Below are 12959 nucleotides of genomic sequence, written 5' to 3'. Positions count from 1 at the left end.
ATGTTGGCTGTTTAGCATCAGCCGAAATCAGAATTCCGGGCCCGCCAAATGAATCGCTTCACCCCGTTGGCACTTTCGCTGTCATTTGTTTTTTTATTTGCCTCCGCCGCGCACGCGGACGGGGCGTTTCGCCAATCCGTCGGCGTGGACGAGGGCCTGGCCGCCGGCCTGGACATGATGCTGCTGAACTCCAGCCTGCTTCGCAACGGCGACAACGTTTGGGAACGCGCGCGCGAAGGCTTCCAACTGCCGGAAGTGAACGCGGAGATCGTGCGCCGCCAGGAACGCTTTTATGCCAGCAAGCCGGAATACTTCCGCCGCACGCTGGACCGCAGTAGAAAATATCTGTTTCACATCATGAACGAAGTGGAGCGCCGCGGCATGCCCACCGAGCTGGCGCTGTTGCCGCTGGTGGAAAGCGCCTTCGTTCCCACCGCGAAATCCCATGTCGGCGCCTCCGGCCTGTGGCAGTTCATGCCGGCCACCGGTCGCCACTACGGACTGGAACAGACTTGGTGGTACGACGGCCGCCGCGACGTGATGGAAGCCACCCGCGCAGCGCTGGACTATCTGGAAAACCTGTATGGGCAGTTTGGCGACTGGAACATCGCGCTGGCCGCCTACAACTGGGGCGAGGGCAACGTCTCCCGCGCCATCGCCCGGCTGCAGGCCAGCGGCCAGGAAGTGACTTACGAAAATATCCGCATGCCCAACGAAACGCGCAACTACGCGCCCAAGTTGCTGGCGGTGCGCAACATTCTCAACGATCCGGCCAAGTTCGGCGTGCGCCTGGACAAATTCCCCAACAAGCCTTACTTCGTTGCGGTTTCCACCGGCAAGCACATGAACATCGACATCGCCGCCAAGCTGGCCGGCATGTCCATCAGCGAATTCAAAGAACTGAATCCGGCCTTTAACCTGCCGGTATACGCGCACAAAAACGGCCGTCAGATGCTGATCCCGGCTGCCAAGGCCGACAAGTTCCAGGCCAACCTGGCCAAGTGGGACAAGCCGCTGCTCACCTGGGAAGTCTACACTCCGCCCGCGGACGCCAACGTCAGCCTGATCGCCAGCGAGCACGGCATGAGCGCCGGCCAGCTGATGAGCGCCAACAATCTGAGCAGCACTTCGCTCAAGGCCGGTCAGCCGGTGCTGGTGGCGATGAGCAAGGATCAGCGCGATATCCGTCCGCTGGACGCCACCGATACCGCCTTGCCGGAAAGCGGCGACAGCGCCACCCTGTTGGCGCAGGCGGAAACGCCGCCGCGCGCGGCGCCGGCGGTGATGGTCGCCTCGACCCAAGCCGTCCAGCCAAGCACACCGGTTGCGCTGGCCCAGGCGCCGCAAGCGAGCGCCCAGCCCGCTCCCGCCCTGGCCGCCGCGCCGGAAACGACGCCGACGCAGGCCAAAGCCGTCCTCGTAGCGACGGCTCCCGCGGCAACGGCTGCGGCCCTGGCGGACGCCGACGGCAATTACACCGTGGCCGCAGGCGACACCCTGTACAGCATCGCCCGTCGCTTCAACCTCGGCCTGGACGATTTGAAAGCGGCCAACCAGCTGGACTCCAACACCGTTCTGGTGGGCCAGGTGTTGAACGTCAACAAGACCATGGACAAGAGCGTAACGCTGCTGGCGGACAACCGGGCCAGCCAGGCGCAGCAAGACGCCTTGCTCAAAGTCAGCAGCCTGCAGATCAACCAGCGCGCCACCGGCAGCGTGCCGGCCGAATACGTGGTGCAACGCGGCGACACCCTGTTCAGCATCGCCCGCCGCTTTGGCGTCAACCACAACGATATCCAGCGCTGGAACGATTCCCGCCAGTTAACCCGGCTGCAACCAGGCCAGAAAGTGCGTATCCAGGGCCTGTAAGAGCTTGTTCAAAGTCTCGCGAGCAAGAGCGAGACAAGACAATGCGAAAACGAGCGAAAAACGGAATTTACGAGTGGTACATCAGCATTTTGAGCTTGTTTTAACGCCGTATCGCCGACGCGCAGCAGACTTTGAACAGGTTCTAAGTACTAACTCCCCCCAAAAAAAAGCCAGAGCAAGCCCTGGCTTTTTTCATGTCCGCCACTATCGGCCGCGTCCTTGACTGGCGCTGCTCAGCCAGCGCCACACCATCAGCAGCACCCCGCGGCTGGGCGGCGGCACCTGCATCAAGCTGGGCAGCAGCAGCGCCAAGTCTTCGCGCAAATGCTCGGCAACCAGATTGAACTCCGCGGTCAGCCAGTGGCAATACGAAGGCTTGTCCAGCGCCAGCGGGCTCACGGCCTCCTCCAGCGTCTCCGCCAGCATTCCCGGCTGGTTGAAGCGCATCCCGTGAGCCGCGCGCATCAGCGTGCGAACAATGGCGCGGCGCGACTCCGCGCCGTCGGTCAAGGCCGGCGTGTCCTGGGCGACCTCGCTCATCCGGTCCAGCAGGCTGCACAGGGCGCGTTGCCGCCGCTGGATGGCGTCAAAACGGCCCCCGGACAAGCCGGATTCCTGCACCGCCGCCGCGACCAGCGCGCGCATGCGGATCAAACGGCTATTAAAACGCTCCAGCGCCAGCCCGGCGTCCACCTCGCGCCGCCGTGCGATTTTGCTGTACAGGGTGGCCGCTTCGCGCAAATTGTCCGCCAGCAAGAAACGCCAGCTGTCTATCGCCCGCAATGGAAACAGCCCGGCGGCCACCAAGCCCAGCACAGATCCGGCCAGCACATTGAAGCTGCGCCACAGCGCGGCCTCAACCGGCTCGTTGCCTAAACCGGCCACGATCACCATGGTCAGCCCCACCAGCAGCGCCAAATACTCGCCCTTGCCCAGCGCGAACCAGGCGCTGAGCATCACCAGCGCCGTCATCCACGCATAGCAAGACAGCGGGGAGTGGCGGTACAAGGCCATCGCCACCAGGCCCGCCGCCGCGCCCAGCAAGGAACCGCCCATGCGCTGCAAGGCCTTGCGCCTCACCCCGCCCCAATGCGGCACGCTGCCCAGCACGATCAGGATGGTCACCAGCATCCAGCTGCCGTGGGGTATCTCGAACAACAGGTTCAAGCCGAGCCCAACCAGAAACGCCGCGGCCACTCGCAGCACATGCGCCTGCCGGGCATACAGGTTCAGATAATACGGCGTCAACAGAATGCGCCATGACCGCCAGCGGCTACCCTCCATCGCTCACTCCATCGTCTTGCTGTCCAGCCAGATCGTCACCGGACCATCATTGACCAACGCCACCTGCATGTCCGCGCCAAATACGCCGGTGGGCACCGGCTTGCCCAGGGTCTCCGCCATCGCGGCGACAAACTGATCAAACAAGGGCCTAGACCGCTCCGGCCGCGCCGCGCGCGAATACGATGGCCGGTTCCCCTTCTTGGTGCTGGCAAACAAGGTGAACTGGCTGACCGCCAATACCTCGCCGCCGCAATCCAGCACCGAACGATTCATCACCCCGGCCTCGTCGTTAAAAATCCGCAGTTGGCTGAGCTTGCGCGTCAGCCAGGTAACATCCTCCGCCCCGTCCTCTTCTTCTATGCCCACCAGCAGCAGCAGCCCTGAACCAATTTCCCCGGTCACGCGCCCCTCCACCGTCACCGACGCCTGCTTCACCCGCTGCACCAATACCCGCATGTCTTCTCCTTGCCTGACCATCATAGATTCAAATCCTGGCCTGCATTTTAGAGCCAAGCGAGCCGCCGGTCACGACGGCGGGCCAAGCCCGGCGCAGTCCAGTACAATGGCGGTTGCTCAATAAGGATTCGTCTCATGCTGATGGTCATCTCCCCAGCCAAAACGCTGGACTTCGACACCCCCGCCGCCACCGATCAATACACCCAGCCGGACTTCCTGCACCACAGCGCCGAGCTGATCCAGGAGCTGCGCGCCAAGAGCCCGCTGGAAATCGGCAAGTTGATGAGCATCAGCGATGCGCTGGCGCAATTGAACGTGGGCCGCTACCACGACTGGCAAGCGCCGTTCAGCCCGGCCAACGCCAAACAGGCGGTGCTGGCGTTCAAAGGCGACGTCTACGAAGGCCTGAACGCCTCCAACCTGGAGCCAAGTCAGATGAGCTATCTGCAAAACCATTTGCGCATTCTATCCGGGCTCTACGGCGCGCTGCGGCCGCTGGACCTGATGCAGCCCTACCGGCTGGAGATGGGCACCCGCCTGAGCAACCCGCGCGGCAAAAACCTGTACGAGTTCTGGGGCGACACCGTCACCCACGCCTTGAACGCCGTGCTGGAGCAAAGAAAAGACCCGGTATTGGTGAATCTGGCCTCGGAGGAATACTTCAAGGCAGTGAAACCCGCCAAGCTCAACGGCAGCCTGATCACCCCGGTGTTCCAGGACCGCAAGAACGGCCAGTACAAAATCATCAGCTTCTACGCCAAGCGCGCGCGCGGCATGATGGTGCGCTGGGCCGCACTGCATCAGGTCAGCCAGCCGGAACAACTCAAGCACTTTGACAGCGCCGGTTACGCCTACGATGCGACAGCCTCCAGCGAACTCACCTGGGTATTCCGCCGCGATCTTCCCTGACTAAACGGAGATGGCGTTGACCAGCGCCTCCCCCCGCTCGAAAGCGCCGGCGTTGCCTAAGGTGGTGTCGGCGATATTCATCAGCGCCTCCCGCGTCAGAAAGCCCTGGTGGGAAGTTACCAGCACATTGGGGAAAGTCAGCAAACGCGCCAGTTGATCGTCCTGCAGCCCGCTTTCCGACAGGTTCTCGAAAAACACGCCTTCTTCCATCTCGTACACATCCAGGCCCACGCCGGACAAGCGCCCTGCCTTCAGCGCCTCCAGCAAGGCGGCGGTGTCGACCAGGCCGCCGCGACTGGTATTGATCAACACCGCGCCCGGCTTCATCCGTCCCAGCGTCTCGCGATTGATCAAGTGCCGGCTTTCCGCCGTCAACGGCAAATGCAGGCTGATCACATCCGCCTGCCGCCAGATTTCCTCCAAAGATACGAACTCGCAACCCAGACTGGCCGCCAGTTCGGCATTGGGATACAGATCATAGGCCAGCACCCGCATGCCAAAGCCGCGGGCGATGGACATCGTGGCCTGACCGATTCGGCCGGCGCCAAAGACGCCCATGGTCTTGCCGTGAAGATCGAAACCCACCAACCCATCCAGCGAAAAATCCATCTCCCGCACCCGGGTGTAGGACTTGTGAATGCGACGCACCACCGCCAGCAACAGAGCAAAGGCGTGCTCGGCCACCGCGTGCGGCGAGTAGGCCGGCACCCGGGTCACCGCGATGCCTTGCTGGCGACAAGCCGCCAGATCCACGCCGTTGTAGCCGGCGCAGCGCAAAGTCACCAGCTTCACACCCGCCGCGGCCAGCTTCGCCACCACCGCGGCGTCCAGCCTGTCGTTGACGAAAGGACATACCGCATCCATCCCCTGAACCAGCCCCACGGTGTCCTGATTCAAGCGCGGCTCGAAAAAATGTAGTTGATGGTGGTGATTTTGATTGGCGGCCTCCAGCGCGTGGCGGTCGTAATTCTTGGCGTCAAAAACGGCAATGCGCATGCTGCGGCTCCCGAATGCGAATAGATATAACCACTATAAAGCAGCTCTTCTCTCAACTAAAAACCTGGCGCGCAGCCAACTCCGGCCCTCCCGGGCGAGAATGAAAAAGCAAAAAGCCCGAAGCTTTTTAGCTTCGGGCTTTTTAACTTGGTTGCGGGGGCAGGATTTGAACCTACGACCTTCGGGTTATGAGCCCGACGAGCTACCAGACTGCTCCACCCCGCGTCTGATCTGTCTGCTGTGTTTCGTGCAGAGGAGTGAACTATACCCCGCCGCGTTTCCTTGGTCAAGCCTTTTGACAAAAAGATTACAGGCGCGCAGAAAGTTCGCACCCAGATGATTCATACTTGTTAACAGTTGATCTTTGCTGCCACACACCTGATCAACAAAGACCGTCTAAAGTGAACTTAAGGTCAGCGCAGTCGTTCTCCCCGAGCGATTGCGGCCCGAGAAGTCAGCCGCCTGTCTGCCAACAGGCACTGCCGATGCGGGCGCGATCTTTGTGCATTTTGGAAGACATTGCCGCTGCGGTTTCGACTGCCAGCGAAGCCGCAAACCAGCAGCCGTGTCTTTCCTCCTAAGTGTTCATCACGGAACTTCAGGGCCGCTTATGCGGCCCTTTTTTTTATTCCCCTACCCAACACGTCAGGACGCAGCCATCGCCATGGCGGCTTCGCGTCGCATCCGCCGACGATACAGCAAGGTCATCAGACACAACCCGCCCATCACGCCATAGCTGATGAACGGCGCAACCAGCAGAAAACGCTCTACCGGCCAGGTCCAGGCCAGATAAGCGCGCCCGCCGGCCTCCAGGCTCAGGCCCAAACCCCACCACAGGGTCATCCGCTGAATAGCGCGTCTAAAACCGTCAAAGCGCCACAGCTGCTCAAATCGCTCCCGTCCCTGCTCGGACTCTCGCGCCAAGGTCGCACGCGCCAGATAAAACACCAGCGGCCGACGCAGCGCCAAAGACAGCAAGAAACCGCAGCCAATCAAGCCGGTGATCAAGGACTCGCGCAGCAACAGCAGCCGCGCGTCGCCGCCCAGCAGCATGGCCAGCAAGGACAGACCGATCCCCAGCAACACCAACAGGCTCAAGGCGTCCACTCGCCGGAAGCGCAGCAGTTCGACCACGCTCCACAATACCGGCGGCAAAGCGGAAAACATCAGCGCGCCGGCCTCGCCCCAGCGTGGCTCGCCATAGCGGTAACACAACCAGGGCAGTAGGAAATTAACGATGATTTCCAATATCAGTTTTGCGCGTTGCGGCACGGAACCTCCGCCATCAAATGCAAAAAGCATGAACAATTTGCATCGAAACGTCAACTGCCTGACTTGAGTTTTTCACACGGGAAGAAACAGACCGGCCAAAAAACAAAGCCCCGCGTTTCGCGGGGCTTCATCTGTAATCTGCGCAATGGAATGGACAAACGCAGGGGAGTGGCATCAGGCGGCCGCCTGAATGAAGGCATTTGCGGGATACAAGGCGCTGGCCAAGCCCAAGGCGGACTTGAAAGTCACTTCAAACATCTTGCCAACCTGTCGAATGCTGACCACTTCGTAATGCATGGTAGAGCCGCTGTCCTTGTGCTCAAGGATTTTGTAGCCGGGTTTCAGTTGAGAAATTTTCATGATGGTTCATTCCTTTTTCTTTTTTTTGGGTTGTTCAAAATTCATTTCATCTAGAGACATACCATATTTTCAAAAGTTCCGCCAGCCGGACGAGAATGTTTCGCATTTGGCTTGCAGTGAATGTAACAGCCTCAGATGACAGCCTAGTGAAGATTTCAGGGCCGCGAAATGACGCGGCCCCTGCATGCCAATATGACAGCAGGGGCCGCGGGACCCAACTAGCAAAAAGAACAGTCAGGATTAGGAACTACCGGCTTAGCCGATGCGCATGCCCGGTTTGGCGCCTTGATCGGCGTCCAGCAGGAACAGGCCTTCGCTATCGTCCTGGCCGGAAGCGCAGACAATCATGCCTTGCGATACGCCGAAGCGCATCTTGCGTTCAGCCAAGTTGGCCACCACCACCACATTGCGGCCCACCAGTTTTTCAGGCTCCTGGTAAGCCTTGCGGATGCCGGAGAAGATATTGCGCTTCTCGAAGCCCAGATCCACGGTGAACTGCAGCAGTTTGTCCGAGCCTTCGACGAAGTTGCATTCCAGCACCTTGCCGATGCGCAGATCCAGCTTGGCGAAGTCGTCGATCTTGATGGTTTCGGCCAGCGGCTCGTATTGAGCGGCGGCCGGGGTGCCTGCGGTGGCTTGCATATTCTGTTTGTTCGCTTCTATCAGTTTGTCGATCAGTGCAGGGTCTATGCGCTGCATCAGGTGCTGGTAGGCGTTGATCTTCTTGCCCAGCAGCAGGTTTGCGGCGTCGCTCCAGGCAAGCGGCGCCACGTCGAGGAAGGCTTCCACGCCTTCGGCCAGCTTGGGCAGCACCGGCTTCAGGTAAATGGTGAGCAGACGGAAGGCGTTGATCAACACGGTGCAGACTTCCTGCAAACGCGCGTCCTGACCTTCCTGTTTGGCCAGTTCCCACGGTTTGTTGGCGTCCACGTAAGCGTTGACCACGTCGGCTAGCGCCATCACGTCGCGCAGCGCCTTGGCGTATTCGCGCGCCTCGAAGGCGGCGGCCAGTTCGTCGGCGGCGGCCTGCAGCTTGGCGAGGATATCGCCGTCGCTAACCTGGCTGGCCAGCATGCCGTCAAAGCGTTTGGCGATGAAGCCGGCGGAGCGGCTGGCGATGTTGACGAACTTGCCCACCAGGTCGGAATTCACCCGCGCGACGAAGTCGTTCAGGTTAAGATCGATGTCTTCGATGCGGCCGTTGAGCTTGGCGGCGATGTAATAGCGCATCCACTCCGGGTTCAGACCGCAATCCAGATAGCTCTTGGCCTGGATGAAGGTGCCGCGAGACTTGGACATCTTCTGCCCGTCCACGGTCAGGAAGCCGTGGGCGAACACGCCGGTGGGCGCGCGCAGGCCGGAGTAGTTCAGCATCGCCGGCCAGAACAAGGCGTGGAAGTACAGGATGTCCTTGCCGATGAAATGGTACATCTCGGTCCGGCTATCCTTGCCGAACCATTCGTCGAAGTTCAGGCCGCTGCGATCGCACAGGTTCTTGAAGCTGGCCATGTAACCGATAGGCGCGTCCAGCCATACATAGAAGTACTTGCCCGGCGCGCCGGGGATTTCGAAGCCGAAATACGGCGCGTCGCGGCTGATGTCCCAGTCCTGCAAGCCGCCGGAAATCCACTCGTTCATCTTGTTCAACGACTCCGGCTGCAGGTGCGGCTGAGTCGCGCCGTCTGCGCGCACGCTGCTGCCGCCGGTCCACTGCTTGAGGAAGTCGGCGCATTCGCCCAGGCGGAAGAAGTAGTGCTCGGAAGTTTTCAGCACCGGCTTGGCGCCGGACACCGCCGAATACGGGTTCTTCAGCTCGGTGGGGTTGTAGGTGGCGCCACAGACTTCACAGTTGTCGCCGTATTGATCCTTGGCGCTGCACTTAGGGCATTCGCCCTTGACGAAGCGGTCCGGCAGGAACATTTGCTTTTCCGGATCGAACAGTTGTTCGATGGTGCGGCAGGCAATTTTGTCGTCGGCCTTCAAAGCCAGATAAACCTGCTCCGCCAGCGCCTTGTTTTCCGGGCTGTTGGTGCTGTAGTAGTTGTCGTGGCCGATCAGGAAGCCCTGGGAATCCGCCAGGTGCAGTTCGCGCACGCTGTCCACCAGCTGCTCAGGGGTAATGCCCTGCTTTTCCGCGGCCAGCATGATGGGCGCGCCGTGGGTATCGTCGGCGCAGACGTAATAGCATTCGTGGCCGCGCATCTTCTGGAAGCGCACCCAGATGTCGGTCTGAATCTGTTCCAGCATGTGACCCAGATGCAGCCCCGCGTTGGCGTAAGGCAATGCGCTGGTCACCAGAATCTTGCGTTTGGTCATTAGGATTGTTCCAAAGGTGCGATCTCAAACGATCGATTATAGAGGCAGTCGCCCCCGGCGGTCACGATGGATATCCGGGATGCTGCCGCTGATAAAACAAAGCCCGGCCGCGCATGCGGGCCGGGCTTTAGTTTGCGGAATCAGACGCCGGCTCAAGAAACCTGGCTGGCCAGTTCCGGCTGTTTGGCTTCGGCTTGCTGCGCTCGCTCCAGCATCGCCCAGCGCACAGTACGGCGCGCCACCCGCACATAGGCCAGCGAGAAGGCCAGCGACAGGCAGGCGAAACCCAACATGCCGGCCTGCTGATAAGCGATGCGGAATAGCTCCACGCCCAGCGCGTAGCCGGCCATGGACAACATGCTCATGCTGGCGGACACCGTGCCCTTGCCGGCGGCGTCGCAGGACATCAAGGCGAAACGATACAGCACGCCAAAGGCCAAGCCTTCGCCGAAGGCCATCAACATCATGCCGGCCACCATGAAGTACTGCGGGTGCGCGGACCAGAGCACGCCGGACAGCATCAGGCTGAGGCCGATCACAATGGGCCACATGCCGATCAACGCGGAACGGCCCAGCGGCCAGCGGCCGGCCACCACCACCAGCGCCAGATTGCCGGCGATCAGGCCGCCGAACACCGGCAACTGCATCAGGCCGTATTCCAGCGCGCTCATGTGCAGATCATGGATCAACAGCACCGGCGACATGGCAATCCAGCCCATCAGCGGCAGCGCCAGTAAGGGAATGCACAGCGCGGACAATACGAAACGGCCGTTGCTGAACACTTTCAGGTAATCCCGCCCCATCTGCGCCAGCGGCAGCTTTTCATGGCTGGGCTGGGTGGTTTCCGGCATTTTCCACAGCAGGCCCAACAAAGCCAGGAAAGACAGCGCGGCGATCAGCAGGAAGCTGGTGCGCCACGGCGCCAGCTCCATCAAGGCGGCGCCGGCCAGCGGGCCGGCCAAGGGAGCGATCAGCGCCACATTGGCCATCAGCGCGGTGACCTTGACCGCGGCCTTTTCTTCAAAGGCTTCCTGCACCGCGGCGTAGCCGACGGCGTTGATGAAGCACAGGCCGATGCCCTGCAGCAGGCGCAGCGCGATGAAGGCTTCGATGGAGCTGACCAGATAGGTGGCCAGGCAGGTCACGGTGAAGTAGGCGACGCCGAACAGCAGCACCGGCCGGCGGCCGATGCGATCGGACAAGGGGCCGGTCAGCCAGGACAGCAGCGCGCCGCCCAGCAAAAAGGCAGTCATCGACGCCGGCACCCAAGAGGCATCGACCAGGAATTCCCGGGTCACGGCCAACATCGCCGGCTGCACCATGTCGTTGCAGATGTAGACGGCGAATTCGAACAGAACCAGAGCCAGCGGGAACAATAGATTGGAACGGCTAAGCTTTGCGTGTAGAGCGGACATTACGGAGATGCAGCCTTTCTGAGACCGGCAAGCGGCGGCGCGCTTGCCCATGCGGCCGGACGGACAAGGGCCAATAAAGCGAAAAAAGGGCGCAATTGTACCTGCAGAACCCCTTCCGCGCAAAGCAATTTTTGCCACAAACACAATAAAAACAGCTATTTGCAACCAAGAAAATCCATTTCCCTCAACAAGAGGCGCTGCCGGGCGCCCCGGCTGGCGCCGACGCTTGCCGCGCCATTGCGGCCCTCCGCTTTAATCGCTCCTGCCCAAGCCCCCTCGCGGCTGATAGAAAAACAATCAATAAGCTTATTCTTATTAATATAAGTAAAACGAATGGAAACTCGGTAAAATCGCGACTTTATCACCGTATCTCCCGGCATGGCCGCGCGCGTTCGCTCGCGCCTCGCCCCGCCTGGATGAAGCTTTTTTTATCAGGATTCCACGCTCGTCTGACCTCGCTCAAAATGCCGACGCAAAGCCGTCGCTACCCTGAGCCCAGCTCGCCGCCCCACCCCAACCCTCCTACACCCAGCCGGCCCGGGCGGCCAGTGAAACCTGACGACAAAACCAATAGATTAAGGGGTTTCCCATGACCTTGACCGTCATCGCCACGCTAGCCGTCACGCTGGCCTTGCTGGCGCTGCTGTGGCAGCAGCAACGCACCCACGTTTCTTTCACCAAGCGGGTCTTCACCGGCCTGGCCTTGGGCGTCGCCTTCGGCGCCGCTCTGCAATGGCTCGCCCAACCCGGCTCGCCGGCGCTGGCCGCCTGCCTGGAACTATGTGAAATCATCGGCTCCGGCTATGTGAAGCTGCTGCAGATGATCGTGATCCCGCTGATCATGGTGTCCATCATCGCCGCGCTGCTCAAGCTGGAAGGCGGCTCTTCTCTGGGCAAGATCAGCGCCGCCACCCTGGGCGTGCTCTTGTTCACCACGATGCTCGCCGCCGGCGCCGGCATTCTGATGGCCAATCTCTTCGGCCTCAGCGCCGAAGGCCTGACCGCAGGCGCCGCCGAAGTGGCGCGCGGCGAATCGCTGGTGAAGAACCTGAGTACGGTCGAAGACCTGTCCTTCAGCAAGCTGGTGCTGGACTTCCTCCCGGCCAACCCCTTCCTGGACATGACCGGCGCGCGCAAGACCTCCACCATCGCGGTGGTGATCTTCTCCGTGCTGATCGGCCTGTCCGCCACCGGCATCGCCCGCAAAAAGCCCGAGCTGTTCGCCAGCTTCAGCCACTTCATCGCCGTGGCCCAGGCCATCGTGATGCGCATGGTGACCCTGGTGCTGCGCTTGACGCCCTATGGCGTGTTCGCGTTGATGACCAAGGTGGTGTCCGGCTCCAGCTGGACCGACATCGTCAACCTGATCAATTTCGTGCTGGCCTCTTACGGCGCGATGCTGCTGATGTTCGCCGTGCACCTGCTGCTGGTGGGCCTGGCCGGCGTCAACCCGCTGCGCTGGACTAAAAAGGTGATTCCGGTGCTGACCTTCGCCTTCACCTCGCGCACCAGCGCCGGTTCTATTCCAATGAACGTGGCCACGCAGAACAAGCTGCTGGGCATTCCGGATGGCATCGCCAACTTCGCCGCCTCCTTTGGTGCCACCATCGGCCAGAACGGCTGCGCCGGCATCTACCCGGCCATGCTGGCGGTGATGATCGCTCCCACCGTGGGCGTCAACCCGATGGACCTACACTTCATCGTGCCGCTGATCGCCATCATCACCATCAGTTCCTTCGGCGTGGCGGGCGTTGGCGGCGGCGCCACCTTCGCCGCCCTGATCGTACTGTCCGCGCTGGATTTCCCGGTAGCGCTGGCCGGCCTGCTGATCTCGATCGAGCCGTTGATCGACATGGGCCGCACCGCGCTCAACGTCAGCGGCTCCATCACCGCCGGCACGGTAACCAGCCGCTTGCTGGGCCAGACCGATATGCAGGTGTTCAATAGCGATCGCGAAATCAATCTGGACGAAGAGATGGCTTAACGATCTGCGCGCGAAGCAGCCTTGAAAACCGCCTGGGAATGCCGATTTACAGCCTGTAAACTAAGCATCCACGGCGGTTTTCCCATTAAAGCGGGCAA

At 61.1% G+C, this 12959-nt stretch carries 10 protein-coding genes and 1 tRNA gene; 3 read left to right on the top strand and 8 right to left on the bottom strand.

Going from position 1 to position 12959, the window contains the following annotated elements:
- Nucleotides 1–48 precede the first annotated feature (48 nt).
- Complete coding sequence (locus BR71_RS12075) at nt 49–1869, top strand: lytic transglycosylase (protein ID WP_043637600.1); 1821 nt, start codon at nt 49–51, stop codon at nt 1867–1869.
- Between the two features lie 204 nt (nt 1870–2073).
- Here the strand turns inward: BR71_RS12075 and BR71_RS12070 are convergent, their stop codons facing one another.
- Together BR71_RS12070 and dtd are read right to left on the bottom strand one after the other, a co-directional pair.
- Nucleotides 2074–3153 carry an FUSC family protein gene (locus BR71_RS12070; protein ID WP_043637596.1) on the bottom strand — a complete coding sequence of 360 codons (1080 nt, stop codon included), beginning with the start codon at nt 3151–3153 and terminating at the stop codon, nt 2074–2076.
- 3 nt (nt 3154–3156) lie between these two features.
- Nucleotides 3157–3609: a D-aminoacyl-tRNA deacylase gene (dtd, locus tag BR71_RS12065; protein WP_043637594.1), complete on the bottom strand. Its 453-nt coding sequence runs from the start codon at nt 3607–3609 to the stop codon at nt 3157–3159.
- A gap of 135 nt (nt 3610–3744) precedes the next feature.
- Between dtd and yaaA the strand changes: the two genes are divergently transcribed.
- The gene (gene yaaA / locus BR71_RS12060; protein ID WP_043637592.1) at nt 3745–4518 is read left to right on the top strand and encodes a peroxide stress protein YaaA; all 774 of its coding nucleotides are present in this window, start codon (nt 3745–3747) and stop codon (nt 4516–4518) included.
- Here yaaA and BR71_RS12055 read toward each other — a convergent pair whose 3' ends face one another.
- From BR71_RS12055 to BR71_RS12030, 6 genes are all read right to left on the bottom strand, one after another.
- Complete coding sequence (locus tag BR71_RS12055) at nt 4519–5514, bottom strand: 2-hydroxyacid dehydrogenase (RefSeq protein ID WP_043637588.1); 996 nt, start codon at nt 5512–5514, stop codon at nt 4519–4521.
- A gap of 148 nt (nt 5515–5662) precedes the next feature.
- Nucleotides 5663–5739 (bottom strand) — tRNA-Met (locus BR71_RS12050).
- A gap of 420 nt (nt 5740–6159) precedes the next feature.
- Nucleotides 6160–6786 carry a VC0807 family protein gene (locus BR71_RS12045; RefSeq protein ID WP_043591039.1) on the bottom strand — a complete coding sequence of 209 codons (627 nt, stop codon included), beginning with the start codon at nt 6784–6786 and terminating at the stop codon, nt 6160–6162.
- A 174-nt stretch (nt 6787–6960) separates the two neighbouring features.
- Complete coding sequence (locus BR71_RS12040; protein ID WP_019103612.1) at nt 6961–7146, bottom strand: hypothetical protein; 186 nt, start codon at nt 7144–7146, stop codon at nt 6961–6963.
- A gap of 255 nt (nt 7147–7401) precedes the next feature.
- Nucleotides 7402–9462 (bottom strand): methionine--tRNA ligase, encoded by a 2061-nt coding sequence (gene metG / locus BR71_RS12035; RefSeq protein ID WP_043637585.1) that lies wholly within the window; start codon nt 9460–9462, stop codon nt 7402–7404.
- 152 nt (nt 9463–9614) lie between these two features.
- On the bottom strand, nt 9615–10877 hold the full coding sequence (locus BR71_RS12030; protein ID WP_043637582.1) for an MFS transporter: 1263 nt from the start codon (nt 10875–10877) through the stop codon (nt 9615–9617).
- 589 nt (nt 10878–11466) lie between these two features.
- Here BR71_RS12030 and BR71_RS12025 point away from each other — a divergent pair.
- A complete protein-coding gene (locus BR71_RS12025) occupies nt 11467–12861 on the top strand; it encodes an L-cystine transporter (protein WP_043590896.1) in 1395 nt (464 codons plus the stop codon).
- Nucleotides 12862–12959: the final 98 nt, after the last annotated feature.

This window comes from Chromobacterium haemolyticum DSM 19808 (genome assembly GCF_000711885.1).
GTDB classification, from domain to species: domain Bacteria; phylum Pseudomonadota; class Gammaproteobacteria; order Burkholderiales; family Chromobacteriaceae; genus Chromobacterium; species Chromobacterium haemolyticum.
The sequence above is the reverse complement of the archived record's forward strand: the minus strand, read 5'-3'. Positions and strand labels throughout refer to the sequence as shown.